This is a genomic window from Cytobacillus sp. (assembly GCF_032154635.1).
In the GTDB taxonomy this organism is placed as follows: domain Bacteria; phylum Bacillota; class Bacilli; order Bacillales; family Cytobacillaceae; genus Cytobacillus.
In genome coordinates this window covers 43,078-68,358 of record NZ_JALDXW010000012.1, presented here as the reverse complement: position 1 = coordinate 68,358, position 25,281 = coordinate 43,078, and the positions used below count along the sequence as shown (strand labels likewise).

The 25,281-nt window shown below is 35.7% G+C and carries 24 protein-coding genes and 3 pseudogenes; 13 read left to right on the top strand and 14 right to left on the bottom strand.

The features are described from left to right. Nucleotides 1-26: 26 nt before the first annotated feature. The 6 genes and pseudogenes from RUH74_RS10670 (at nt 27) to RUH74_RS10645 (ending at nt 4,312) form a co-directional block, all read left to right on the top strand. The gene (locus RUH74_RS10670) at nt 27-1,256 is read left to right on the top strand and encodes an amidohydrolase (RefSeq protein WP_313800285.1); all 1,230 of its coding nucleotides are present in this window, start codon (nt 27-29) and stop codon (nt 1,254-1,256) included. Between the two features lie 95 nt (nt 1,257-1,351). After that, nucleotides 1,352-1,423: pseudogene (locus RUH74_RS24160) on the top strand (hypothetical protein); the annotation flags it as partial. A gap of 18 nt (nt 1,424-1,441) precedes the next feature. Next, nucleotides 1,442-1,983 (top strand): annotated as a pseudogene (locus RUH74_RS10660) (response regulator transcription factor); the annotation flags it as partial. Nucleotides 1,984-2,323: 340 nt separating this feature from the next. After that, nucleotides 2,324-2,857 carry a dihydrofolate reductase family protein gene (locus tag RUH74_RS10655; RefSeq protein WP_313800284.1) on the top strand — a complete coding sequence of 178 codons (534 nt, stop codon included), beginning with the start codon at nt 2,324-2,326 and terminating at the stop codon, nt 2,855-2,857. 89 nt (nt 2,858-2,946) lie between these two features. After that, a complete protein-coding gene (locus RUH74_RS10650) occupies nt 2,947-3,447 on the top strand; it encodes a glutathione peroxidase (protein ID WP_313800283.1) in 501 nt (166 codons plus the stop codon). Between the two features lie 268 nt (nt 3,448-3,715). Continuing rightward, nucleotides 3,716-4,312 carry a cell wall hydrolase gene (locus RUH74_RS10645; RefSeq protein ID WP_313800282.1) on the top strand — a complete coding sequence of 199 codons (597 nt, stop codon included), beginning with the start codon at nt 3,716-3,718 and terminating at the stop codon, nt 4,310-4,312. Between the two features lie 216 nt (nt 4,313-4,528). On the opposite strand, the gene RUH74_RS10640 is transcribed toward RUH74_RS10645, so the two are convergent. Next, the gene (locus tag RUH74_RS10640) at nt 4,529-4,978 is read right to left on the bottom strand and encodes a hypothetical protein (RefSeq protein WP_313800281.1); all 450 of its coding nucleotides are present in this window, start codon (nt 4,976-4,978) and stop codon (nt 4,529-4,531) included. 223 nt (nt 4,979-5,201) lie between these two features. Between RUH74_RS10640 and RUH74_RS10635 the strand changes: the two genes are divergently transcribed. From RUH74_RS10635 to RUH74_RS10625, 3 genes are all read left to right on the top strand, one after another. Then, a complete protein-coding gene (locus RUH74_RS10635; RefSeq protein ID WP_313800280.1) occupies nt 5,202-7,523 on the top strand; it encodes a xanthine dehydrogenase family protein molybdopterin-binding subunit in 2,322 nt (773 codons plus the stop codon). A gap of 129 nt (nt 7,524-7,652) precedes the next feature. After that, nucleotides 7,653-8,501, top strand: coding sequence for an FAD binding domain-containing protein (locus tag RUH74_RS10630; protein WP_313800279.1), 849 nt, complete (start codon nt 7,653-7,655; stop codon nt 8,499-8,501). Continuing rightward, entirely contained in the window at nt 8,494-8,958 is a 465-nt protein-coding gene (locus tag RUH74_RS10625) for a (2Fe-2S)-binding protein (RefSeq protein WP_313800278.1), read from the top strand. Before RUH74_RS10630 ends, RUH74_RS10625 begins: the two co-directional genes overlap by 8 nt. A 99-nt stretch (nt 8,959-9,057) precedes the next feature. Here RUH74_RS10625 and RUH74_RS10620 read toward each other — a convergent pair whose 3' ends face one another. Then, nucleotides 9,058-9,306 carry a MerR family transcriptional regulator gene (locus RUH74_RS10620; RefSeq protein ID WP_313800277.1) on the bottom strand — a complete coding sequence of 83 codons (249 nt, stop codon included), beginning with the start codon at nt 9,304-9,306 and terminating at the stop codon, nt 9,058-9,060. 536 nt (nt 9,307-9,842) lie between these two features. Here RUH74_RS10620 and RUH74_RS10615 point away from each other — a divergent pair. Both RUH74_RS10615 and RUH74_RS10610 read left to right on the top strand, forming a co-directional pair. Next, nucleotides 9,843-10,023: pseudogene (locus tag RUH74_RS10615) on the top strand (glutaredoxin family protein). A 206-nt stretch (nt 10,024-10,229) separates the two neighbouring features. Beyond that, nucleotides 10,230-11,081 carry a redoxin domain-containing protein gene (locus tag RUH74_RS10610; RefSeq protein ID WP_313800347.1) on the top strand — a complete coding sequence of 284 codons (852 nt, stop codon included), beginning with the start codon at nt 10,230-10,232 and terminating at the stop codon, nt 11,079-11,081. A gap of 1,099 nt (nt 11,082-12,180) precedes the next feature. Here the strand turns inward: RUH74_RS10610 and arsC are convergent. The 8 genes from arsC to RUH74_RS10570 form a co-directional block, all read right to left on the bottom strand. Then, nucleotides 12,181-12,600, bottom strand: a complete 420-nt coding sequence (arsC, locus tag RUH74_RS10605; protein ID WP_313800276.1) for an arsenate reductase (thioredoxin) — start codon at nt 12,598-12,600, stop codon at nt 12,181-12,183. Between the two features lie 21 nt (nt 12,601-12,621). Then, entirely contained in the window at nt 12,622-13,920 is a 1,299-nt protein-coding gene (locus tag RUH74_RS10600; protein WP_313800275.1) for an arsenic transporter, read from the bottom strand. Between the two features lie 15 nt (nt 13,921-13,935). Further along, a complete protein-coding gene (locus tag RUH74_RS10595) occupies nt 13,936-14,280 on the bottom strand; it encodes an ArsR/SmtB family transcription factor (protein ID WP_313800274.1) in 345 nt (114 codons plus the stop codon). Nucleotides 14,281-14,509: 229 nt separating this feature from the next. Next, nucleotides 14,510-14,707 carry a hypothetical protein gene (locus RUH74_RS10590; protein WP_313800273.1) on the bottom strand — a complete coding sequence of 66 codons (198 nt, stop codon included), beginning with the start codon at nt 14,705-14,707 and terminating at the stop codon, nt 14,510-14,512. Nucleotides 14,708-14,741: 34 nt separating this feature from the next. After that, a complete protein-coding gene (locus RUH74_RS10585) occupies nt 14,742-16,127 on the bottom strand; it encodes an NAD(P)-binding domain-containing protein (protein WP_313800272.1) in 1,386 nt (461 codons plus the stop codon). 136 nt (nt 16,128-16,263) lie between these two features. After that, nucleotides 16,264-16,437 carry a hypothetical protein gene (locus tag RUH74_RS10580; RefSeq protein WP_313800271.1) on the bottom strand — a complete coding sequence of 58 codons (174 nt, stop codon included), beginning with the start codon at nt 16,435-16,437 and terminating at the stop codon, nt 16,264-16,266. Between the two features lie 53 nt (nt 16,438-16,490). Further along, nucleotides 16,491-16,940 (bottom strand): MarR family winged helix-turn-helix transcriptional regulator, encoded by a 450-nt coding sequence (locus RUH74_RS10575; RefSeq protein WP_313800270.1) that lies wholly within the window; start codon nt 16,938-16,940, stop codon nt 16,491-16,493. A gap of 428 nt (nt 16,941-17,368) precedes the next feature. Further along, a complete protein-coding gene (locus RUH74_RS10570; protein WP_313800269.1) occupies nt 17,369-17,860 on the bottom strand; it encodes an arsinothricin resistance N-acetyltransferase ArsN1 family A in 492 nt (163 codons plus the stop codon). A 1,226-nt stretch (nt 17,861-19,086) separates the two neighbouring features. On the opposite strand from RUH74_RS10570, the gene RUH74_RS10560 reads away from it, so the two are divergent. Beyond that, nucleotides 19,087-19,773, top strand: coding sequence for a DsbA family protein (locus RUH74_RS10560; protein ID WP_313800267.1), 687 nt, complete (start codon nt 19,087-19,089; stop codon nt 19,771-19,773). Further along, complete coding sequence (locus RUH74_RS10555) at nt 19,770-20,198, top strand: disulfide oxidoreductase (protein WP_313800266.1); 429 nt, start codon at nt 19,770-19,772, stop codon at nt 20,196-20,198. The genes RUH74_RS10560 and RUH74_RS10555 overlap by 4 nt, the downstream gene beginning before the upstream one ends. Before the next feature lie 129 nt (nt 20,199-20,327). Here RUH74_RS10555 and RUH74_RS10550 read toward each other — a convergent pair whose 3' ends face one another. The 4 genes from RUH74_RS10550 to RUH74_RS10535 form a co-directional block, all read right to left on the bottom strand. Next, nucleotides 20,328-20,765, bottom strand: coding sequence for a GNAT family N-acetyltransferase (locus RUH74_RS10550; RefSeq protein ID WP_313800265.1), 438 nt, complete (start codon nt 20,763-20,765; stop codon nt 20,328-20,330). Nucleotides 20,766-20,944: 179 nt separating this feature from the next. Continuing rightward, nucleotides 20,945-23,188 carry a poly(ethylene terephthalate) hydrolase family protein gene (locus tag RUH74_RS10545; protein ID WP_313800264.1) on the bottom strand — a complete coding sequence of 748 codons (2,244 nt, stop codon included), beginning with the start codon at nt 23,186-23,188 and terminating at the stop codon, nt 20,945-20,947. Between the two features lie 129 nt (nt 23,189-23,317). Continuing rightward, nucleotides 23,318-24,475 (bottom strand): sensor histidine kinase, encoded by a 1,158-nt coding sequence (locus RUH74_RS10540; RefSeq protein WP_313800263.1) that lies wholly within the window; start codon nt 24,473-24,475, stop codon nt 23,318-23,320. Continuing rightward, nucleotides 24,472-25,185 (bottom strand): response regulator transcription factor, encoded by a 714-nt coding sequence (locus RUH74_RS10535; RefSeq protein ID WP_313800262.1) that lies wholly within the window; start codon nt 25,183-25,185, stop codon nt 24,472-24,474. Before RUH74_RS10535 ends, RUH74_RS10540 begins: the two co-directional genes overlap by 4 nt. Nucleotides 25,186-25,281: the final 96 nt, after the last annotated feature.

The following is a 25,281-nucleotide window of genomic DNA, read 5'->3' as shown; positions in this document are numbered from 1 at the left end:
TATTGGAAAGAAAGGATTGCTGGGAGATGAAATCATCTTTTTGGTTAATAAATGCACAATTAGAGAGCGGATACCGTATAGAAAATGACGTGATAACAGGAACAGATACAGAATCCTGCCATCTTTTAATTACGGATGGGAAAATTGAGAAAATTATTGCAGCTTACGAGGCTATTACAGACAATTTGCCGAAAAAAGATGCAAACCACTTGTTGGTTCTTCCATCGTTTATCGAAAAACATTGTCATTTAGATAAAACTTTACTAGGAGATAGATGGCGTTCGGTTACACCAGTTAAAAGTATTTTTGAGCGCCTTCAAATCGAGAAGGCTACGCTTCCTGCACTGGGAACAACTACACAAGAACGGGCAGAGAAATTACTCGATGTTTATTTAAAAGCAGGAGTTACTCATGTACGGACACATGTTGATATTTATCCTGAAGTGGGATTAAAGAATTTAGAAGAGGTTCAAAAAGCACTTCAAACTTTTAATGGTCAGTTATCATATGAAATTGTTGCATTCCCGCAACATGGGTTATTACGATCAAATGCCAAAGAATTAGTAAGAGAAGCCCTGCACCAAGGAGTCAGCTTTGTGGGCGGAGTAGATCCAGCTACAGTTGATGGGGATATTGAAGCCTCTCTTCAAGAAATGGTCGCTCTAGCATTGGAAGGTGACGTGGGAATAGATTTGCATTTACATGATGCAGACTATTTAGGCATCTTTACGATGAAAAGGCTGGCTAAGCTTACAAAGGATGCTGGCCTCCAAGGAAAAGTATCAATTAGTCATGCATTTGGACTCGGCGATATAGCTCAATATCAAGCGGAGGACATGGCAGAACGATTGGCTGATGCAGGAATCACTATTATTACGAGTGTCCCTTTAGGGAGGAAATTTCCGCCAGTAGGCTTATTACATCGGAAAGGAGTATCTGTTGCAGTTGGGTGTGATAATATTTTGGATGTATGGTCCCCATTTGGAAATGGAGATATACTAGAACGTGCAGGCCGCTTAGCAGAAATTTCTGGATGGACAGATGAACGGTCATTAGCACAAACACTCTATTTTATTACCGGTGGAAAAACACCTCTAAATCAAAATGGAGATCAAGTTTGGCCAAAAGCTGGAGATGAAGCGAGTTTTGTTTTCGTTGAAGCATCGTGTTCTGCTGAAGCGGTCGCTAGAAGATCTAACCGAGTGGCTACCATGTTTAAAGGAACTGTTGTTTCAGGTACTCTTGAATCTAAATAAGAATAGCAATATGTGAATGAATAAACTCGAAATTATTTTTAAATAGCTCTAAAAACAGAAAGACTCCATTCAATGGGGTCTTTCTGTTTTAGAGCTTGCCTTTTATATTTAATCGATTTTACCGTGCAGAGCAGTCGAGGAACTCTCAAACGGGTGGAAGCGGCTTAGGTTTAGCCATTGTTAAAAAAATTATTATTGAGCACGAAGGAGAAGTTTGGGCTACTTACGATTTAATTATTTTAGACATCATACTTCCGGGTATAAGCGGGTTTGAAATTTGTCAAAAAATACGGGCTGTTAAAAACATCCCTATCCTTTTTGTATCTGCTAAAAAGGAGGATATTGATAAAATTGGAGTCCTTGGATTAGGAGCAGATGATTATATTACAAAGCCTTTTAGTCCAAGTGAACTTGTGGCAAGAGTTAAAGCCCATATAACTATGAGCGGTTAGCAGGAGGAGATGTGACATCTACCATTCATGTCCATGGAATGTCCATTGATAAAGTGGCCCGAAAAGTTCATATAAATAATGAGTATGTATTATTTACAACCAAGGAGTTTGATTTATTAGTATTCTTTGTCATGCACCCTAATCAAGTTTTAAGCAAGGAATAATTATTTGAAAGAGTCAGGGGTGCAGATTCAGCAGGTGATGTGTCAACAGTGACTGTTCATATTCGGAAGATCCGGGAAAAAATCGAAAGGGATGCTGCCTATCCAAAATAATTGGAAACTGTGTGGGGGGATGGTATCGTTTTAATATTTAATATCTTCGTTTATACATTCAGTATGAGGGTAACGTAGGGAGAAATGCGGCAAAAATTAATGAATAAGATCTAAAAGGATTAATAAGCTTTTTGTGGAATGTATTATAGTACATCGAAGAAGCTCCTCATATAAAAGATTTAAAAAAGAGGATTCATTAAACTGTATTCATATTTTTTTGAAGAAGCTGAAGAGCTAGAAGAGCAATTGAAACAATAGCCAAGTCATTATCATAAAAATAATTACTTTGTTATAATCGCAGGAACATATGTTCTTATGATAAAAAAATAGGAGTGATAATATGAAGAACCAAAGAAAGCTAGTATTGTTTATAGCTCAAAGTTTAGATGGGTTTATCGCAACAAAAGATGACTCTTTAGACTGGTTATTTAAAGTTGAAGGTGAAGGGGATAATGGGTATACGGAATTTTTTGAAACGATTGACACCATTTTAATAGGAAAAAGAACATATGATTGGATTATGAAGCATGAAAAAGGCCAATTTCCATATAAAGATAAATCGTGTTTCGTTTTTTCTAGGACAAGAAATGACGATACAGATCATGTGAAGTTCATAAATGAAGACATTGTTACGTTTACAAACAACTTAAAAAAAGAAGACGGGAAAAATATTTGGATAGTTGGCGGCGGAGATTTATTACATACATTTTTAAAGGAAAATTTAGTTGATGAACTAATTTTGACAATCGCACCAAAGATAATCGGAGAGGGTATTCCTTTATTTAAAGAAAGCAATTATCATTTAGATCTTTATCTCAAAGGCACCAGAACCTTTAATCAATTTGTTGAATTACATTATATTGTTGGAAAATAACCATAAATATTCTTATAGTTTTCAATAGAGCTGCAATGGATAAACACACATAGGTATATCAAAAAACGTGGATGGTAGGAGGACTTTTCTTGAAAACTGTATATGATTTTCATGTGAAAATGGCTGACGGCAAAGAAAAATCATTGAGAGATTATGAAGGTAAAACGCTGCTCATTGTGAATACAGCAAGCAAATGCGGATTTACTCCTCAGTTTGAAGGACTTCAGAAGCTATATGAAAAATATAAAGAACAAGGCTTTGAAATTTTAGGCTTTCCTTGTGATCAATTCAATAATCAAGAGTTTGACCATATTGAAGAAACGCTGCAGTTTTGCCAACTTAATTACGGAGTTACGTTTCCTATATTCGCTAAAATTGATGTAAATGGAGAAAATGAACTGCCTTTATATACTTATTTAAAGGAACAAAAAAATGGAATTCTATTAAAAAATATTAAGTGGAATTTCACAAAGTTTTTGGTAGATTCAAACGGTTTCGTGGTTGACCGCTATTCACCGACAACAGAACCTAGCAAGTTAGAAGATGATATCGTGAAAATATTGGGTGATTGTAGCGGGGAAAAAGAGTAAAAAAACTAGCAATCTTTTATTTAAATTATCCAAATTACGTTGTAACATGTTCGAAATCTCTGTTACATAAAAACCAATAATAGTATGTTAAGGTAGTTTTTTTAAAAAGTGAACCATTACCATATTTACCCTTAACTAAAGCAATAATAGTATTCTTGGGAAACACAGGGATATTTAAAAAATTAGCAAATTTTGGTGAATGAATAATATTATTACATCTGTTAGCCTACTAGTATATCATTTTTAAGAAAATCAGGAGGCTTATAAGATGAATAAGATTAAAAAACTTTTGATTGTACCAGCTCTAGCAATTTCACTGTTTAGTTTTAGTTCACAATCAGATGCAGCAACAAATATTCACCAAGTACATAAAGGCGAAACTTATTGGACCATTGCGAGCCAATATGGGGTTTCTGTGGCCAGCTTAAAGAAGGCTAATAACAAATCTAGTGATTTACTGATAACCGGTGAGAAACTAATTATCCCAAATACAGCTATATCAATAGCAGATAAGGAACTAATGGCACGTCTTGTATCTGCTGAAGCTAAGGGAGAGCCCTACGCAGGAAAAGTGGCAGTTGCTACAGTCATTTTAAACAGAATTGACAGTTCACTTTTCCCAAATACAGTAAGGGAAGTAATCTATCAAAAGGTAAGCGGCCATTATGCATTTACGCCTGTTCAAAATGGAGAAATTAATCATCAAGCAGATGCCGCTTCAAGGAAAGCTGTGGAAGAAGCCTTAGCATTTAGAGGTCAGGGAAGAGGCTCATTGTATTTTTATAATCCAAAAACCTCCACGAGTAAATGGATCCTTTCGCGTGATGTGACAATAACAATTGGAAATCATCGATTCGCAAGGTAATAGATGAATCTATTAATTGAAATAGAGTGTGGCTCAAGATAGTTATTTATTGAGCCACACTCTATTTTTTGCGAATCATCTTGGAAACTAAAAGGTTTTAACCACGTCTCTCTTCGCGAGTAAAGAAAAAAATAAATGCAGCAATGCCTACTGCAATAAAAAAAATATTATTTTCGGATATACTTATTGATGGTAACTTATTTAATGCCATGTTTGTCATTTCCTTTCTAGATTCCTAAAAAGTCTTGGATCAAGATCAAAGTGTGTAGATATCATTTGATGATAATATTGCAAAGTTTCTATTGCTATTAGAGGTGACGGTTCGTTTAAGGGAACTCCAAAAATTGGACCGCTCACAGTCAAGGAAATCCTTCCTGGACCGACTAAGACACCTGTCAGGCGGATTGCATCAATGATTAATAGGATGGAAATGATTACATCGATGAGATCTATAATTGTATTGGCTGCAGGAGCCCACGGCTTTCCTTCTATTCGAAAACCTCCAATGATAGGTCCACTTAAAGTAAGACTAAACCCACCTGAAGTTATAAAGAGCCCTTTGACTGTAAGCTGTCCAGATAATAATAAAAATACTAATGCCAAGTTTATGTCTCGCTGTAGAGTTGCAATGAGCTGTATTTCTTTTTCAACACGTGTTTTATTCAAAGGAAGTCACCCCTGCATTATCTTATTCAAAATTGCCTAAATTGCCCATGACTCCTTTTTAATGATGAAAACCATGTAAACAAAATAAAAAACAGCTCAAAATTCATCGAGCTATTTTTTATTTTAGAAGGAAACTTCGTTCCAAATTTTTAAACGAATAACTAATAATTAAAACATTGTACGAATCATACATTGTTAGAGGAACTAAATTGGGGGTGAATAAGTGAATATTATTGGAAAAAGCATCATTCGGAAAGATGCTTTTGAAAAAGTTACTGGGAGAGCAAAGTATACGGGTGATGAATTGGGAGGTCATACTCTGCATGTAAAACTAGTTACAAGCCCTTATGCCCATGCGAAAATTATTTCCATTGATGTGTCAGAATCTGAAAAAATTTCAGGAGTCAGGGCCATTCTCTTAGGGAGTCACGATTTACCACTTACAGGTGAGGAAATAAGAGATCGGCCGCCACTTGCTGTTGACAAGGTTCGTTACCATGGTGAGCCCGTTGCTCTTGTTGTTGCGGATACCTATGTCATTGCAAAAAAAGCTAGTGATCTGATTCAGGTCCAGTATGAACTTCTACCAGTTATTAATTCCCCATCAGAAGCCCTAAAAGTAGATGCACCACTTCTTCATGAAAACTTAGTTTCATATCAAAAATTAGGTACTGCTTATCCAATACCTCATTCCAACATTCCCCATGTAACGAAAATTCGCAAAGGTAATAGAGAGACAGGCTGGCAGGGATGCGATGTAGTAGTAGAGGGTTCATTCAATTTTTCACCTTCAGATCATGCTGCGATGGAAACAAGAACCGCAACAGCTGAAGTAGATTCTGAAGGGTTTATTCATATCACAACATCTTCACAAGCCCCATTCATGGTCAAAAAATTACTAAGTACTTATTTTCAAATCGACATTGGAAAGATTGTAGTAGAAACACCTTTTGTTGGAGGGGGGTACGGAGGAAAGGCACCTGTACAATGGGAAATTCTGGCATACCTTGCAACAAGAGCTGTCAAAGGAAGACGGGTTAAAATTGTTTATACAAGAGAGGAGGATATACTGACAGCCCCTTGCCATGTTGGACTTGAGGCAAAAGTGAAACTCGGATGTACTGCGGATGGAAAGATCATGGCAGCTGAAATCTTGTATTTGTTCGATGGTGGAGCGTATTCAGATAAATCCATTGACGTTAGTCGCGCAGGTGGGGTTGATTGTACAGGTCCGTACAATATTGAACATATTTGGTGTGATTCTCTTTGTGTCTATACAAATCATCCTTATGGATCTCCTTTTCGGGGATTTGGACATTCTGAGGTATTATTTGCCTTTGAACGGACGATGGATATGCTGGCAAATAAATTGGGAATGGATCCGCTTGAGTTAAGGAAAAAGAATGCCATTCTCCCCGGGGATCAAACACCGACACAAGTGCTTCTCAACAAGAGCAATGTAGGCAACTTACCTGCCTGTATCAAACGGTTGAAGGAGATCATCAACTGGGGAGAGGGACAAATTCATAAAATTGATGATAGAAGAATAAGAGTAAAAGGAATTGCCTGCAGCTGGAAAACCTCTACCATTGATCCAGATGCGAGTTCAGGTGTAATCCTAACATTTAATCCCGACGGCAGTGTGAATCTAATTTCAGGCGTGGTAGAAATCGGTACAGGGACAAAGACAATTTTAGCCCAAATGCTTGCTCAACGCTTAAAAATTGGCATAGACAAAGTTCATGTAAAAATGAAAATTCAATCACAAACAACACCCGAACATTGGAAGACAGTAGCGAGCCGCGGTACCTTTATGGCTGGCAGAGCCTTGATGGAAGCGGCGGATGATGTAATTCGACAGATTAAAAAAATCGCGGCCTGTGTTCTCAGAGTATCAACTGAAGATTTGGAGGTAGCTTATGAACGGGTATTTTTAAGGGATGATCCAAAAATCGGATTAGATTTGAAAGAGGTCGTTTATGGCTATAAATTTCCAAATGGCCATTCGATTGGTGGCCAAATCATTGGAAGGGGAAATTATATATTAAGACGAATGACCTCTTTAGACCCGGAAACAGGAGCAGGGCAGCCTGGACCAGAATGGACGGTTGCTGCCCACGCGGTTGAAGTGGAGTATGACAATAGGGACTTTACCTATCAATTGATGAAAGCTGTAACAGTGGTTGATATAGGAACCGTATTAAATCATATGACAGCACGCGGCCAGGTCATGGGGGCGATGAGTATGGGGCTGGCATTTGCAGGACGAGAAACATTCGTTTTTGATGATCTGGGAAGAGTATTGAACCCACAGCTGCGAACCTATCGGCCGATTCATTATGGTGAACACCCCAATTATCAAGTTGATTTTGTCACTACCCCGCAAATCGATTCGCCATATGGTGCCAGAGGTGTAGGAGAACATGGATTGCTAGGAATACCAGCTGCCCTTGCGAATTGTTTAAGTAAGGCAGCAGGCGTGGAGTTGAATGAATTACCGCTGACTCCTGAATTAATATGGCGAAGTAAAGGGGCTATGATATAAACAATAAAAACATATGGGGCTCTTTTTTATCTAGCACAAAAAGCATGAAGGGTTCTTTCAGGTGTGTCAACTCAGAAATGGCTTAGGCAGGAAATACGGGAAGGAGAATTTGTATAAGGAGGTGTTGCTTTGAGTTCCAATGATTTTGAATATTATCGTCCATCCTCAATCATGGAAGCTGTCCAATTATTCGAGGATTTACACAGCAAAGGAAAAAATCCCATTTATTATTCCGGGGGAACGGAAATAATTACTCTTGGTAGATTAAATGTAGTGAAGACTGGAGCCGTCATAGACATAAAAAATATTCCTGACTGCCAGGTGCTCAAGATTCAACAGAGGCTATTGATCACAGGAGCTGCTAATACCTTAACGAATATCGAAGAAGTTAATCTCTTTCCATTATTAAGTAAAACAGTTAGTGAAATTGCTGATCGAACCGCTAGAAATAAAATCACAGTGGGTGGAAATGTTTGCGGTCAAATTTTTTATCGAGAAGCTGTTTTGCCTTTTCTTTTAACAGATAGTCAAATGGTGATTGCAGGAAGGAAAGGAAATAAAACTGTTTCAATCAATCAAATCTTTCATCAGAAGCTTCAATTAGAGAATGGTGAATTTCTAGTTCAATTGGTAACCGATCAAAATTACCTTCATCAACCATTTTTCACGATCAAAAAAAGAAGACAATGGAATACTGGCTATCCTCTTATTACAGTTGCTGCACTAAAAGTAGATGGGATCATTCGAATTGCCATAAGCGGATTAACCACCTTTCCTTTTCGTTCTCAACAAATGGAGGAGATTCTTAATAATAGTGGACACTCCTTAGATATAAGAATTGATCATGCTCTCGATGCTTTAAATGTACCGCCATTAGATGATTCGGAAGGAACATTTCGCTATCGATTGTTTGTATTAAAAAACACACTTAGGGACGTGTTTTACCAATTAGAAGGAGAGGAACCTAATCATGGCTGATTCCTTAAGCGTAAGAACGATACTTTTAGTAAATGGGGAAGAGAAGACAGTTACCTTTCGTTATGCTGATATTCTTTTGGATGTTCTTCGTTATCAATTAGGTCTTACAGGTGCTAAGCCAGGCTGCCTGAATGGTGATTGCGGTGCTTGTACAGTAAATATAAATGGAGTAGCCCAAAAATCATGTTTGACTTTAGCTGTTGAGGCTATTGATAAGGAAATACTCACGATCGAAGGTATGAATGCTCCTATACAAGGGGCATTTGTTGATCACTTTGCTTTTCAATGCGGGTACTGTACACCAGGTTTTATCATGAACTGCCATTCATTGTTAAACCAGCGTGAAAATCCTTCTGATCAAGAAATTACAAAGTGGCTGGAGTCTAATATTTGTCGCTGTACGGGATATATGGAAATAGAAAATGCTGTTAAATCAATTTTGCTTCAACAAAAATAAGATACAAATGGATATACTGTGTACAGCTATAAACATAGTAGACAATTAATAAAACGGGTGTACGCCCATTTGTTTATCTTATTTTTTGCAATAACGATTTTAAGCATGTTGATAAAAGGTGCCATTGATGAATACGTCGGCACCTTTATTTTTAGTTAGTACTTGTTCATCCGTTTTAAGCCCGATATCTAGAAAAAATTGAATGGCTTTTACACGTCTTATATCTTGCTCGTCATAAACCCGATAACCATTTTTTGTTCTTGATGGTTTAATTAAATTTTTTTTCTCATAATATCGAATGGAACGGGTACTGACACCTGTGTACTCTGATAACTCACTGATTTTCATCTTAACGCCTCCTTTCTTATCAATATAATGTATGACACGATGTCAATGTAAAGAGAAATTGTTATAGTTAGTGCCAAAGCATCAAGGTGTCTGCATGACTAACTAGTGATTAGGAAGATAATTTACACATGAAGAAACTCAAGGAAAGGATTTGTACTTTCATTATTGAAAAAATACAGATTTGTTGACTGTATACCCTTATAGGTATAAAATGAAGGTGTATTAATATTATTCCTTTTTAATAGATAGAAGAGATTTGCCTCTTTTATTTTTAAATACACTAATACCCTAATGGGTAATTTAAAGTCAATAATAGGAGGTTTTATGATGTCAGATAATGAAAGACAACTCAAAGAGTGCTCCACGACTGGTTCTTGAGGAATCAGCCGGACAAAGGTTTCTGGAGATGGAAAAAAGCTTAAACAACCGCTGCCAATCTGACCAGGAACAATTGTATGGCTCCTGGCAGGAGTCGTTTACCTAATTTTTAAAGCTTTTAATTGAGTTTACATTTACTAAGAAGAGGAGCATTTATAGTGAACCAAATTACAGTTTACACAACAAATACTTGTCCATATTGTGTGATGATGAAGAATTTCTTAAAGGATCAAGGACTTCATTCAAGGAAGTGAATGTACAAAAGGATAGCTTGCTGCTGAACGATTAGTGACAATTACTGTCCAGATGGGTGTACAGCAAACTGAAATTAACGGCTAATGGGTAGTAGGTTTTGATCCGGAAAAGGTCATGAATTTAGTAAAGTAGAAACGCAAGACCCGGAATTATTTAAGGAGAAAGATGCAGGAGTCATCGGTTATAGCGGCATGAGTGCTTAGCATTAAAAAACGACAGATTTCATTAACCTCAAAAGAAGGGGGGAGACAGGAATAGAGGTTATCCAAATTGGTTCTTTTACTATTTTGATGAAATGGATTATTTTTGGCATTGCCATTGTGATCGGATTTGTTTTACTGAAACTATGGCTGCTGCGTTCACAAAAAAAGGAAACGGGAAAACAAGTATTTGATATGGCATTAAACAGTATTTTTTGGGGCTTTCTGATTTGGAAAGGCAGTCTGCTGCTGCTGGAGCCGAAATTAGTTATTGAAAGTCCAATGTCGTTAGTGTATTTTACTGGTGGAACGAGAGGATTCATTTTAGGACTACTTGGTGCGTTAATTTATTTCGTGTTGAAAGCGAGAAAACTAAAAATAGCAAACCTTATGATTCTGCAGTCTATAGGTGTTTTTACTTTTACTGTTTTGAGTGGGACTTTTGTAATAAATCTCTTTTTACATGAGGATAAACCGAAGATAAATACAACAGGCACAAAGACAGCAGAAATTGGACTTCAAGAAGGAAATAAAGCACCTGATTTTCAATTAAAAAAATTAAATGGGATTGATGTAAAACTGTCTGATTTGCAAGGGACAAAGGTTATTTTAAATTTCTGGGCAACCTGGTGCCCGCCTTGTAAAGCAGAAATCCCGCATATGCAGGATTTTTATGAATCAAGGAACCAAACAGAAGTAGAAATACTTGCCGTTAATTTAACGACATCTGAGAAAAATCTGGAAAATATAAAGGGATTTCTGAGTGAAAGAAAGATAACTTTTCCTGTTTTACTTGATCAAGAGGGGAATGTAGGCGACCAATATCGAGGCATGACCATTCCAACAAGTTATCTGATTGATTCTAAAGGGATTGTTCGCAAGAAAATAATTGGGCCAATGGATAAAGAGATGATGAACCAATTAATAGAAAATATGGAGTGAAAAAGTAGGAAGCAAAACCTTTGACAGAGTTAATATTATTCTTTAACCTATACCTATAGGGGCATTATAATGTTCTGGAAATGCTGTTTAAAATTTAAAAGATGATGGATAATGGAGGGACAAAAATGCTCAAAGTAACACATGCAGCTATTGCAGCCATTGCCAGTGAAGTGCAAGATGTCATTGATCAGGGCAAGAAACCGCTGATCCGCTTTTCCATGGGCATTGGCTGAGGAGGGCCCCAGCTTCGTCTGACTCTGGAAGAGTCGGCTTTAGAAAATGATGAAATCACTGAGCAGGATGGGATCGGCTTTTTAGTAAATGAAAGAGATCAGGTTTATTTTGATAATGTAAAGATTGACTATGTAAAGTCATTATTCGGTTGCGGGCAGTTTACCGTTCTTCACATGTAGATGAAGGACAATATTAGTACAGGTTATTCAAATAGTGCATTAATTATGCATTAATTAATTAATGGAAGAAAAATGGCAAGAAAGCAAAACGAAGATAGTAAAAAAAGGGATGATTCCTCGAATAATATGGAGGGATGATCCTTTTTTGTATATAGACATAGAATTCTCCAGAACAAAGATTCACTAGGCTATACAGAACTATACAGAAGCAATATAATAATCTGAGTTTATTATTATCATGATTTTGGATAATTTTAGGAAATGATAAATAAATAGAATAAGTAAGTTAATAATACAACATTACTTCAAATTCGATGTTATTTATCAATAGCGATTTGTTTCAGAGTAACAGACAGAAAATGTTGACTGTCCAGATTATTTATTTACATATAATTGGGGCTCAACAAACAAATTTTCATTCTGTCTCAATATCTTAAGTATACTTAGATATTGAGACAGAATGCTTTATCCAACTTGCAACTTCCTATAATATATATTATGTAAACTAGAAAAATGAGATAAGTATTAGTCTTTCTTTTTCATTTTGTTTCTGACGGTTGACACTCTTTTTTTGATGTATATTAACTGTTCCTTAATAATACTGTTTTTTAAAGTAAGTTGTACTCTACAAAAGTAAAAAATAAAACCAAGGGATTGCTCCCTTGGCCGATTCTTCTTATTTTATTTTATTCTCCAGTATCAGCAAAACGCTTAATTCTTTCGCCGACTTCATCACGAACACGTTGGAAGAAAGCCCATTTTTCTCCTTCTGAGCCATCTGCTTTTGCTGGATCATCAAAGGCCCAGTGTTCCCTTTTTACGTGAGGTGGTGTAATCGGACACTTATCAGCTGCGTCCCCACAGAGTGTAACCACTAAATCAGCATTATTTAATATTTCAGGATCTATTAGGTCGGATGTTTGATTAGAAATATCAATATCAACTTCCTTCATTGCTTTAACTGCATTCAGGTTTAAACCATGCGCTTCAATTCCTGCACTAAATACATTCCAATTGTTACCTAAATATTCCTTAGCCCATCCTTCTGCCATTTGGCTTCTGCAAGAGTTTCCTGTACATAAAAAATAGATAGTTTTTTTAGACATTTATTATTTCTCCTTAATAAGTTACTGAATAATCAACAAGCATATATATAGTCCGATTAATGTAATAAGCAGCGTTGGAATGGTTAGAACAATACCTGTTTTGAAGTAGGTTCCCCATGATATCTTAACCCCTTTTTGGGATAAAACATGTAGCCATAATAATGTTGCTAGGGAACCAATTGGTGTAATCTTAGGACCTAAATCTGAACCAATAACATTCGCATAAATAAGAGCCTCACGAATGACCCCAGTTGTACTTGTATCAGCAATTGCCAAAGCATCAATCATGACAGTTGGCAAATTGTTCATAATCGAAGAAAGAATAGCTGAGATGAATCCCATTCCTACTGTTGCAACAAATAATCCTTGGTCGGCAGTTACTTGAATCAGGTTGGCTAAGATGGTAGTCAGCCCAACGTTTCTTAATCCGTAAACAACAACATACATACCAATTGAGAAAAAGACGATCGCCCAAGGTGCACCTTTAATAACGGTACGCGTATTCACTGCATGACTTTTACTTGCCATGATAAGGAAAAAAATTGCGACAATGCTGGCGATAATAGATACCGGTATACCGGTAAATTCACTAGCAAAATAGCCAACAAGCAGAATCGCTAACACGATCCAAGATAATCGAAACATTTTTTTATCCCGAATGGTCTCCACAGGTTTTTTCAACTGTGACATATCGTAATTTTTGGGTATGCTTTTACGGAAATAGAGAAAAAGAACCAAAATACTTGCTGCCAACGAAAAGAAATTAGGGATTATCATTCTAGAAGCAAACTCAGCAAATCCTATTCCAAAGAAGTCTGCTGATACAATATTTACTAAGTTACTTACTACAAGTGGAAGCGAGGTAGTATCAGCAATAAAACCACTTGCGATAATAAATGGAAACACCATTTTTTCATTGAACTTTAGATTTCGTACCATTGCTAACACAATAGGAGTCAAAATCAGTGCTGCACCATCATTCGCAAAGAATGCTGCCACCAATGCTCCAAGTATAGAAACATAAACAAACATCCGAACTCCATTTCCTTTAGCTGCTCTTGCCATATGAAGAGCTGCCCACTCAAAGAACCCAATTTCATCAAGAATTAATGAAATAATAATGATAGCTATAAAGGCCAACGTTGCATTCCATACAATAGATGTCACATCGATTACATCTTTAAAATCAACAACTCCGATAATTAAAGCGAGAATCGCTCCTCCACAAGCAGACCAACCAATGGATAAACCTTTAGGTTGCCATATCACTAAAATAAGTGTAATCAAAAAAATCACTGATGCTAAAATGACTGATGTCAATGCGTTAACCCCCTATTACTCACACGAGATACGTAAACCCTGTTTTTCTAGTTCTTTTAAATTATAATCCTGATTAGGAAGGTACTGAAGAATAGTTTGCACCAATGGATAATACTCACTTTCTTTATTTAAGGAATATATAATCCATTGTCCTCTTCTCGTTTCTTTCACGATTCCAAAGTCTTTTAACTTTCTTAAATGTTGACTAATTGCCGGCTGACTCGTTTTAAATATTTCAACAAATTCACAAACACAACAATCATGAGAATTTAATATTTTAACCATTGTTAGCCGGGTTTTATCACCCAATAATTTTAGGATGGCTGTAGCATTAGTAATATCGATAAGTGTTTGATGCATAAAAAGCACCTCCCCTTTTATTATAAACACATAATAACTCACTTATATAATAAATCACTTATATGTTTGGTGCAATTACTTTTTACATAAGAAAATTATTTAGGAATTATTGAAGCAATATTTGTAGAAGTAAATGACAAATGCCTGCTAAAGAGAAGTAATTTACTTCTAAAAAAATAAATCCCAATTTCCCTTTGTGATGTATTGGAAAATCGAGATTTTATAATGGTCACTTTTGTAATTCTTTGCAGGCATTCAAAAATTGCTTGTACGTATCTTTTCCCATGCTGTCTTCTTTGAAATTAAACAATCGTTTGAATGTTTGTTCTTTCGCTTCATCCACAGAACATCCACAAGCATTCATAATTAGTTTTATATATGAAATAAAGTATTCTTTACCCAGAGTTCCCGCATGATTAATGGTCATATTATTTTCCCCCATCACTTGATAATTTATCTATTTAATTACATGAAGTAGTATTATCACAGCCAGATTTTTTCACGTTTAAGTTTACGCTACACACACCAGTTTCAGGTAAATCCAATTCCACTTTTTCTGCGGATTCAACATCTCCACTGAGATAGGCTACAACTGATCTTACCTGTTCGTATCCTGTCGCCATAAGAAATGTTGGAGCACGCCCATAGCTTTTCGCACCAACAATATATAGATCTTTTTCGGGCTGGCGCAACTCCTTTTCTCCATGTGGCCGAACGGTTCCGCAACTGTGGATATTCGGGTCGATAAGCGGAGCTAATGCTTCAACACTTTCTGTAGCTGAGTCAATTGCTATTCTAATTTCCCTTAAAATAGTTAAATCTGGTCGGCTCCCTGTATTTACAATTACCTCTTCAATCCCCTTAAGAAGGCTTTCCTCATTATTCTTATTGCCTTTAATCATTATTCCTTCTTTCGCTTTTCGCACCTCTTGGATTCTAAAAGGTGTAACTACCTTAATCTTCTGTTCATCTACTAAACTATGGATACGACTTCCTAGTTCACCTCGTGCAGCTAGTGCATCCTTTTCTTCCCCACCATACGCATCTTCAACACGTTGCCTTCTCATTATCCATATAATTTCCGTTTTATTATATGTCTCCTTAAGTTTGACTAAATCCAATAGTGTATTAATTGCTGAATGTCCCCCGCCAACAACTGCAACTCGTTTATTAGCATAACGTTCCTTTTCATTTCCTAATATATTGGGAATACCGTAAAATACTTGTTCATGGAGTGATTTCTCCTCATTTAGCCATACCCCACTTGAAGCAGCTGGGTTTGGATTTCCCCATGTTCCTGTTGCATCAATTACAGCTCTTGCCTCAAATGTTTTATACGTTCCATTTGATTCTGTATGAATGATGAATGGGATATTTTCACGGCTCATTGATTTCATTTTATCCATATCTTTTTTACCAATAGATACTACCTTTGTATTTAATCTTATATATGGTTGAATTTCGCTAAGATTTGAAAGCGGTTCTAAATATTGTTCTACAAGTTCTTTTCCTGTTGGCAATTTTTCTAATTCTGGATGTGTCCAATTATTCTGTTCAAGCAGACTCTTTGCCACTTTATCAACGTTATAACGCCATGGTGAAAATAATCGGATATGCCCCCAAGTTAATATGTTTGCACCTACTTGACTGCCACCTTCTAATAAAATAAACGTCTTCCCACGACTAACTAAATGAGCTGCTGCAGCCAAACCAATTGGACCGGCACCAATAATAGCTACTGGTAGATGATCCTTTGCGTTATTACTTATTGTCTTAAAGTTAAGGGGTCTTTCTTGTGGAGCACAACATCCTTGTACATTTACTAATAGATTATTTGAATTTGTCATTTCATTCTCCTCTTTTCTTTTGATACTTTTTATTTAAAAGGTTCTAAATAAGCTAAAAGTTTTCTAACAACATATCGTGCATCTGAACCCACTCCTCTTAATGTTGCAGAAGCAAACGATCGTTGACCTTCTAAACCTACATAATACATTCCAATGTATAGAGGTACTTACACCTCCAGCATGTATTGGGTTTCAGCACCCACTTCCAATAAATACGGGAAATTACTATGGTATCCAGTTGCAAATGATATCCCGCAGCAAGACCAGCCTGGCCTCCACCAATTACAATCGCATCCCAAATTCTATTCATTTGATCCTACTTTGAAGTTTATTTGCAATATGCAAGTATTTATTATGAGGTTTTCACCTCATTGGTATGGTGCAACAATTGCTTGTTTTTGCCATAGCCTCATTTAATAACTTTATGGACCGAATTACTGTCTCTTTCTCAAACTCATTCATATGAGAAAAAACATCATTCAAGTAAGTATTCATTTGCTGATCAATCGTTGTCGCAACCAATTTCCCTTCAGTTGTAAGTGATAGGATATAGACCCTTTTATCTTCTGGGAGTGGTGACTTTTTTACTAAATTCATTTTAACTAATGATTGGACTTGGCGGCTAAAGGTAGTAATATCCGTTCCTAATGCATCTGCAACTTGCTGCATAGATGGATTATGCTGATTATCGATCTCATAAAGAATATGACTATGGATGATAGAAATATCCCTACCCCCAACACTGCAACAATTTTTATCTAACAAGCCAAACCGTCGTGTCATGATCTGAAACATTTCACGTAGATTTTCCACTATTCTTCACCTCTATTACATTAAACAATTGATGATTTCAAATTCTACTGAAAAGAAAAACACGAGCAAATTCAGAAAGTTACCCCATTTCCACTCGAGCCAGGGTAATCTATTTATTTAATTATCAAAACTTACTTAACTGCAGTTACTATTGCAGAAACAACATACTCTTCCACATTATGTTCTGTGGCCCATTCTTTAATAAACTCTTTGGGTTCATCTATTGGAATAATTGATATATTCTTGAAGCCAGTCTGTTTCTTCAATTCAGCAAGATTATCAATTGAAGATGCTCCTGAGATGCATCCTGAATATCAGCTTGTAGTTTTTCTGGTAACGAAGCTGTCATAACAACATCAGAAATTGCCAATCGGCCACCTTCCTGTAATACACGATATGCTTCAGTAAAAACTCGTTGCAACTATCGGTTATAATATTAACTTTTCCATTGCCATTACATCAACATATTTCCCATCTAGTATTCCTTGGTTTTTAAATATACCAACTTCACGATACCCTTTTTTATGATACAATCCTTGCCCCAACTGGTTAAAAGAAAACGTGAAGAGCACTATTTTATGAAAATCATTTTCTCTAGCACAATCCTCAATTGCAGTAAGTAGTAATTTTCCAATGCCTTTTCCCCTGTACTCTCTAGCAATATAGACAGACAAATCTGCCACTCCTGCATATGCACACCTGTTATTATATTGGTTTAGCGATGACCAACCGATAATATTCCCCTCTTGTTCAGCAACAAGGACTTTGAAGCGGCCTTTATGGTTGTTGAACCATTCTTGCATGTATGATAAATCCTTTGTTTCCGTTTCTAAAGTAGCTACTCTGTCTTCAATGCCTTCGTTATAAATGCTTAGAATAGAACTTATATCCTTTGAAAGCGCCTCCCTGATTAAAATCATCCAATCCCCCTAACTAAATTTCTTTTGCTTATAAAAAATATATAATTATAATTTGCAATTTGCAAGTATTTATTTTGGATTGTTGATAACTGGATGCCGTATAAAATTTCTCATCATTTGATGCCTTCTTATAAATTAAACTGTATTTCATTTATTATGTCTTGAAGTTCCCTGCATTTTAATGTTGAACTTGTTATTTTTAGCCAATAATCATCTATGATAAAATATAAATTAGCGGTATAGGCAAATAATAGTTTTATAATTCAATTCATAAAAAGGATTTTTTAGTAAAAAGTGTATGGAGGTGAAACTTATATGAACAAATTTTGGAAAATTCTTATCGGATTTTTTTCATCTTTCCTTTAACAGGATGCTTTGGGGAACGTTATGACTTTAACCCACCCTCTGTTAAACGGCGCCCGATTGTAGAGCATAAATAAATTAAATAAAAAAACTCGTTATACTTTCTATTTTAAAACAAGAGGTTTTGAAATAGCGAAATGGTTAGAATTAATGTTGATAAGGACCCTGCAGATAGTAATGTTATCATTTTTTGTCTGTTTATTTTTTTTGCAGGTTTTACAGCCTCTCGGGACACCGCAATCCATATAACGGTAGAGAATACAGCTACAATTGTAATAACTTCTGTAGGCATTTTGGTACGTCCTTTCTAATATTTTAATTATCTAATGGGGACTTCATATACTATGTACTATTAATTATATCAATCTTACCATAAGAATAGTTACTTATATTAAGTCTTTTATAACCCTATTATTTCTTGTGCAACCAAACCACATCTATTTGTAAACTCTCCGTGACCACATCCAACATCTAATACTTTCTCGTTGGCTTGATTTGAATTACTTCTTCATCAAACAAAATGTTTCACACTTGTCTTGTGTGTATATATTTTGATTCTTTTGATTCATTATTAACCTACATTCAAATGATAGTTTATTGTTAATATTTTCGTCCATACCAAGAGCGATAGATTGTCAAAAATATATTCAAATATCCGTTTGAATAATTATCTATATTTGGTAAAATGAAACCGGAATAAAATTGGAGGTCGGAAATGATAAAAAAATTAGAAGTACTATTTGTATTTTCAGGTTATTTGTCTTTAATGTATAGTATTCAATAACTTTAACAACCGGCTTCTGGCATGATTTTAGTAGAAAAAAGAGTTGTATAAATAGAGAAAATTAAGGGAGAAGATTAAAATGACCAAAAAAGGTAATTCTTCATTTAAATTTGTAGTAATAATCACTCTTCTTATTTTTGTAGCCTTGGCTGCATTTGTCATGTTAAAGAATAAAAATACAGAAACAAATAAGGATATAAGTTATGATAAACAACCATCCATTGAAGGACAGCCAACATTGGGAGAACCCAATGCTCCTGTGACAGTTGTTGAATTTGGGGATTTTAAATGCCCAGCTTGCAAAGTATGGAGTGAGCAGTTTTTTCCGCAGTTAATGAAAGACTATATTGATAAAGGTGACGTTAAATTTTCGTATGTACACGTCCTATTTCACGGTGAGGAGTCAAAACTAGGTGCTATAGCTGCAGAAGCGATCTATAGACAAAGTCCAGAAAGTTACTGGGTCTTTAATAAGGAACTATTTAAAGCACAGCCCAATGCAGATCACGATTCTTTATGGATAACAATGGATAAAATTAATGAAATCGCTGGTTCTATTCCTGATATTAACCTAGAACAGTTTCAGAAAGATATGCAGGATCAATCAGTACTTGACGAAGTAAATAAAGATTCAAAGCTAGTAGAAGAATTTAAGGTTCAGTTAACGCCAAGTATAATGGTAAATGGTACGATGCTTGAAGATCCGTTTGATTACGAAAAAATCAAGGAATTAATTGACCAAGCATTAAAAGGTAAAGACAAATGATAAATAAAAATCAAATTTATTTATATGTATCTTGGTTAGCTTCTATTATTGCGACTCTTGGAAGTCTTTATTTTAGTGAAATCAGAGGTTTTATTCCATGTGAATTCTGCTGGTACCAACGAATACTTATGTATCCGTTAGTACTAATACTTGGAATTGGAACATTCCAAAATGACTTTTCAGTGAAAAAGTTTGTTTTACCCATGGCACTAATTGGCTGGTTTATTTCCTTTTATCATTATCTCCTACAAAAAGTACCTGGTTTAGCTGAAATAAAGCCATGTGCTAATGGTGTTCCTTGCAGTGCACAGTATATTAATTGGTTTGGCTTTATTACCATCCCCTTTTTAGCTCTTATGGCATTCTCGATAATAATTGTACTAATGTTCTTATTAAAAAAGCCATCTGAAAGTATGAGTAAATAAATTTTTCTTGTTTAAATACCATGTTCAGACCCTACAATGACAACCAGACAACTAATTGAACAAAAAAACGGCAGTTATTAGTCCACTGCCGTTTTTAAATTGTTCCTTTTACTAGCTACTTTTTTCAAACTAAAACCTATATTTTGCTAACATTTCTCCCCATGAAGCCATTCCTACTTCTTCAAATCCCACACTTGCATATAGTCTACTCCCCTGTTCATTTTCAGGTTGATAGCCAAGCCATACGACGTCCGTGCAATCATCTCTTCTCCTAATGTCTTCTATAATTAGCTTCATTGCGATCTTTCCATATCCCTGTCCTTGAAAACGCTCATCAATCATAAATCTATATATCCAGTAGTTTTGATCGTCTGAATCGATCCCATACATAGCGAAACCTATTAGCTTTTCTTCACAATAAATTGATTTAATCTCTAGCTGTGGAGAAAATTTACTTTCTGCAATTGAATATAAATTTGAAGCGATAAAACCTTGCTGCTCCGGCTTTACCTTCAGGTTAATACACTCTTCCCAATTATTTTGGTCAATCAATCTTAGACTAATCAAATTTAAAATTCCCCTTTTCTTAGCAAAAAAACTTTATACTACAAAATTCTCTGCTTATTTATGCCATATCATCTCATATAATACATTACTAATTGTAAATTTAACCCAATTAACATGCTAACTTTAGGAAACAATATTTTATCTAACTTAATAAATAACCTCATATACACATCATCTTTTCATCTTTCATTCCTAATGCCAATATTATTTATTAAAACCTTCCCCTGTTTTGTTAAATTAAATTGAAAATGTATTTTTTCTAATTTCAAAGAATCAAACTGAGGATTCATGTCCTTAAAATCATTTAATAAAAAAGCGTAATGCTGAAAAACCGGCTCTGTAATATTGCCTATATTAGAAAATGGCCATTTTAGTAATCTCCCTTTTACTGCTGGCGGTAATTTGGAAATATGATGAAGAGGCAGACTCGCTTTATTACCGTCGCTATCTTCTAAAGTGATTGTAAAATCAATCAGCTTTTCTTTTTTCATTGCCTTTTCATCATTTGCAAGAGAAAATACTATAGAATCATTTTTCTGTAACTCAATCCCTTTGTTAGGAAGTGTCACTGTGTAAGAAGCTGAGGGGAAGTCATTTGATTCCCAACCTAAGTGCACAGCACTGTATTCAGCCTCTTTTAATTTCATTTTGACTTTTTCTTCTTTCCATTCCTTTAAATTTTCCCCTGATAGTTTGCCGCCTGGGATTGTGGTTGTGTTTAGATCAATATCTTCATTATACGTAGCAATTAAAGTTGTTTGCGAATCGTAGTAATTATTGATATACAGCGTGTCAGGAAGCCATTCTTTTGCATAACCTAAATCTTTAAATATGTCTTTGTACTGATTCTTTTCTTTCAATGTACTATCTAGAAAAGCCGATATTAATACTTTAGCGATGGTTTCTTGCTGATCGCGCGGCATAATTTGTTTTAGATTAAAGAGTTGGTTAGCCGTGCCAGCTCCATCGCCTCGTTCCCATTCTTCATTAAATTGTCCATGATTAGCTCCATAGATATAGACGGAAGCATTCATATAATCTTCCTTATTCGTGTAGGAAATCCGGTTTTGCTGATTCGTGCTGTCGAAGCTGTTGACGTCCATATCATGCGCCCCTTGCAGTGCCAAATAATTTACGTTTTTTAACGGAATGGGTTTTCCCGCAGGTAAATATTGACCATCTGTTCCAGCAATTGAAATGAGTGAGCGTATAGAGAAGTTATAATCAAATCGAATATTTCCATTATTAGGTGGATGTTGCATTTCGTTAAAAGCAGCTGCAATCGCAATCGCTTCTCCACCTCTGGAATGCCCGATCAATGCAATTTGTTCCATATCCACCTTTTGATAAAATAGATTATTTTTAGTACTGTTCCATTCTTTCCATGTCTGTAAATGTTCTAGTAATAATAAACCTCTCGCTGGACTCTCATTCACTAGTGGACTGACCAAAAACAAATCATTGTAAGGTGAAGCGTTTAGAAAATTCTCATCTATAGATACGACTATATAGCCTCTGCTCGCAAGAAGGTTCCCTAAATATTCGTAACCTGTATCAGAGTAATCAGTCATTAAATGGTTTCCATGAACAATCATTACTAAAGGAAAGTCTCCTTTTCCTTCTGGGTACCATACATGTCCATTTAACGGCATTGCATCAGGTCCAAAACCGAGTGTTCTCGTGCGGATAGAAGACCACTTTTCTACATAATCGCTAGCATCTACTGTTTTAGTTGATAAAGAATTTTTTTTGTTAAACTCTTCCCGATAAGTATTTGGACTACCGTAAGTGAGCTTCTTAACTGGATAGCTGCCTGGTTTCGCTGGATTTTTAAGCAACGCATTGTCATACCGATTCGATGTTTTCAGCTGCTTTAATACAACCTCTGGAGTGGTTGCATTCCCAGGATCAATCAGCCAATAACTCCATACGCCTATCCCAATAGTCAACATAATTAAACTAGTGAGGACGCTAACTTTTTTACTTCTTTTTGTATTTCTATAACTGCCCTTTAACCATTTGTATAGTAGTGCACCCCATGAGGAAACGGCAACCGCTACAAATAGAATAAATGGGATTGTTACATTCAAAGGGCCGATAAAGCACATCAAGAGAAATATAAGTGAACTAAACAGTACCCATATATAACGACTAGGAATTTTTTTGACTCCATGCAATAAAAGAGTAATAACCCCGCTTAAAAGTGCTACGAATAAAATAAATATAAGCATTCCAATAGTGTAGTCTAATAAGCTACGCTGATCTAATAAAAACTTTCCTTGAATCAAAATTAAAAGAATTGCCAATGTACTTAAAGCAATAGCTGCACCTTTCCAGCCAAATGATAATGGCTCTATACACTTTCGTTTTTCATTTAACTTTCTAACAAAATAGGTGAGTTTCCTTTTTTTTATTTCTACCAATTTTTCATCCTCCTACCTACAATCTATTTCAAAAATACTCTATTGTAGGTTACAGGATGACTCTTTCCAACTACTTTCATCTGTCTTTCAATAATCTTACATTTATGCATGTATATTTAGAAAAATAAATCAGTTGGTTGTTAGAACATTTTTGGGCAAGAAGATGATGAAACTCGTCCCGCCATTCGATGTCAGCTTAATATTTCCACCATGTTTTTCGATAACTTGTTTCGCAATTGCAAGTCCTAACCCTGTACCCCCATCGCTCTTGCGCGATTGATCTCCGCGAACAAAAGCATCAAATATGTTTTCTATAATTGCTTGTGGAATGCCGACCCCGTCATCTTGAATATGAATTTTAACGCCTGTTAGCGTTGTCCAAAGCTGCAATCGAACGGTTGTACCTGGTGGATTATATTTTAATGCATTCGAGAGAATGTTAGATATAGCTCGGTATAACCATGTATAGTTAAAGGGAAAATTGATTTCGCCTTTAGGGATATCAAATTGAAAGATAAAATTTTTTTCTGCAAATACTTCGTAATATTCTGCAGCGATTTCTCTTGTGAATTCGGCTATATCAGCTATTCGAAAGTTAAAAGGATACTGAGGGCTATCCAGTTTAGATAAAGCAAAAATGTCGTCAATGAGTATTGAAACAAGCTCTACTTTACCAGAGATTAAACGTAAAATTCGCTGCCGTCGCTCTTCTTCAGTAATTAGCCCTAGTTCCATCGCTTCGATATAACCTCTAATTGTGGTAATCGGTGTCTTTAAATCATGAGAGAGGTCCACAAGCATACGTTGCTTGTTCGCCTCTAGGTGTTGTTTTTCTTTTTTCATTCGTTCAAGTTTTTCTGCCATGGTGTTAAAATCGTCTTGGATCTGGGCAAGTTCATAACTTGCTTTAAATTTTAGTCTCTTATTGTATTGACCGCGAGCAATATCTTGAATGCCATCTGCAATGGAACGGAGTGGCGTTGTAAGCCTGGATGCCGTCCATTTTCCAAAAATATATACAGCAATCGTCAATAAAGAGAGAAAGAGAAGAAGAGTTTGTAAGAGCATTTTGTAAAAGACCTGTTCGTGGTTTTGATTGACCTGACTATCCATGATGCTAACCGTTTCTGATAGGACTGTATCGTTTTCATGGGTTATGTCCGCAAAATAATTAAGAATCTGCTCATTTAATAAAAACAATGAAAAAGCAGCAATAAGTGCAATGGTAATAAAGAAATAACTATATGTAATAATTAACATACGCTGAAGTCGATTCTTTGATTTCATAGAATCAGCTCATCTTTCTTGGCAAACCGGTAACCGAGGCCGCGAATGGTTTTTATATACACTGGTTTCTTTGGACACTCTTCAATCTTTTCACGAATTCTGCTAATTTGAACCATGATTGCATTGTCATCTGCAATATAATACTCATTCCATGCACGTTCAAAAATTTGTTTTTTTGTAAAGACGCGTCCTGGTTCACTCATTAAGAGTTTTAACAGTTCATATTCTCGAGCGCTGAGTGGAATCGGTTTGTCTTTGATATATAACATACATTCGTGGTGGGACAAAAGTAGATGCCCCAACTTCAGATGAGAAGACTGTTGAGCAGAAAATGAATCATTAAATTCATAAAACCTTCTTAACTGAGCTTGAATTCTAGCAGTCACTTCTAAAGGACTAAATGGTTTAGAAATATAATCATCTGCTCCTAATTTCAGGCCTGTAATTTTATCAAAGTCTTGGCTTTTGGCTGATAGTATAATAACTGGGATTTTATATTCTTGACGAATCATTTGCAGCAATTGGTACCCATCGATGATTGGCATCATTATATCAATAATGGCAAGATCAATCGCATGATTTTTCAACTGATCGAAAGCTGTTTTGCCATCAAACGCTCCTATTGTCATATACCCTTCCGCATTTAAATAAAGTTTTAATAAGTCTACAATATCAGGATCATCATCAACTATCATGATTGTTTTGACCATAGTCTATCCTCCTTCACATTTCCCTTTAAAGTATTCTAAATCTCAATCTTCAATACCTTTTAGATGTGTGTATTGTAAGGTAAATGAAAGATTCGT

What these genes read in the sequence shown, in the direction of transcription:
- RUH74_RS10670 (WP_313800285.1), top strand. Translation starts at nt 27, where the DNA reads ATGAAATCATCTTTTTGGTTAATAAATGCACAATTAGAGAGCGGATAC.
- RUH74_RS10655 (WP_313800284.1), top strand. Translation starts at nt 2,324, where the DNA reads ATGAAGAACCAAAGAAAGCTAGTATTGTTTATAGCTCAAAGTTTAGAT.
- RUH74_RS10645 (WP_313800282.1), top strand. Translation starts at nt 3,716, where the DNA reads ATGAATAAGATTAAAAAACTTTTGATTGTACCAGCTCTAGCAATTTCA.
- RUH74_RS10625 (WP_313800278.1), top strand. Translation starts at nt 8,494, where the DNA reads ATGGCTGATTCCTTAAGCGTAAGAACGATACTTTTAGTAAATGGGGAA.
- RUH74_RS10620 (WP_313800277.1), bottom strand. Translation starts at nt 9,306, where the DNA reads ATGAAAATCAGTGAGTTATCAGAGTACACAGGTGTCAGTACCCGTTCC.
- RUH74_RS10610 (WP_313800347.1), top strand. Translation starts at nt 10,230, where the DNA reads ATGAAATGGATTATTTTTGGCATTGCCATTGTGATCGGATTTGTTTTA.
- arsC (WP_313800276.1), bottom strand. Translation starts at nt 12,600, where the DNA reads ATGTCTAAAAAAACTATCTATTTTTTATGTACAGGAAACTCTTGCAGA.
- RUH74_RS10595 (WP_313800274.1), bottom strand. Translation starts at nt 14,280, where the DNA reads ATGCATCAAACACTTATCGATATTACTAATGCTACAGCCATCCTAAAA.
- RUH74_RS10590 (WP_313800273.1), bottom strand. Translation starts at nt 14,707, where the DNA reads ATGACCATTAATCATGCGGGAACTCTGGGTAAAGAATACTTTATTTCA.
- RUH74_RS10585 (WP_313800272.1), bottom strand. Translation starts at nt 16,127, where the DNA reads ATGACAAATTCAAATAATCTATTAGTAAATGTACAAGGATGTTGTGCT.
- RUH74_RS10580 (WP_313800271.1), bottom strand. Translation starts at nt 16,437, where the DNA reads ATGAATAGAATTTGGGATGCGATTGTAATTGGTGGAGGCCAGGCTGGT.
- RUH74_RS10570 (WP_313800269.1), bottom strand. Translation starts at nt 17,860, where the DNA reads ATGATTTTAATCAGGGAGGCGCTTTCAAAGGATATAAGTTCTATTCTA.
- RUH74_RS10560 (WP_313800267.1), top strand. Translation starts at nt 19,087, where the DNA reads ATGACCAAAAAAGGTAATTCTTCATTTAAATTTGTAGTAATAATCACT.
- RUH74_RS10555 (WP_313800266.1), top strand. Translation starts at nt 19,770, where the DNA reads ATGATAAATAAAAATCAAATTTATTTATATGTATCTTGGTTAGCTTCT.
- RUH74_RS10540 (WP_313800263.1), bottom strand. Translation starts at nt 24,475, where the DNA reads ATGAAATCAAAGAATCGACTTCAGCGTATGTTAATTATTACATATAGT.
- RUH74_RS10535 (WP_313800262.1), bottom strand. Translation starts at nt 25,185, where the DNA reads ATGGTCAAAACAATCATGATAGTTGATGATGATCCTGATATTGTAGAC.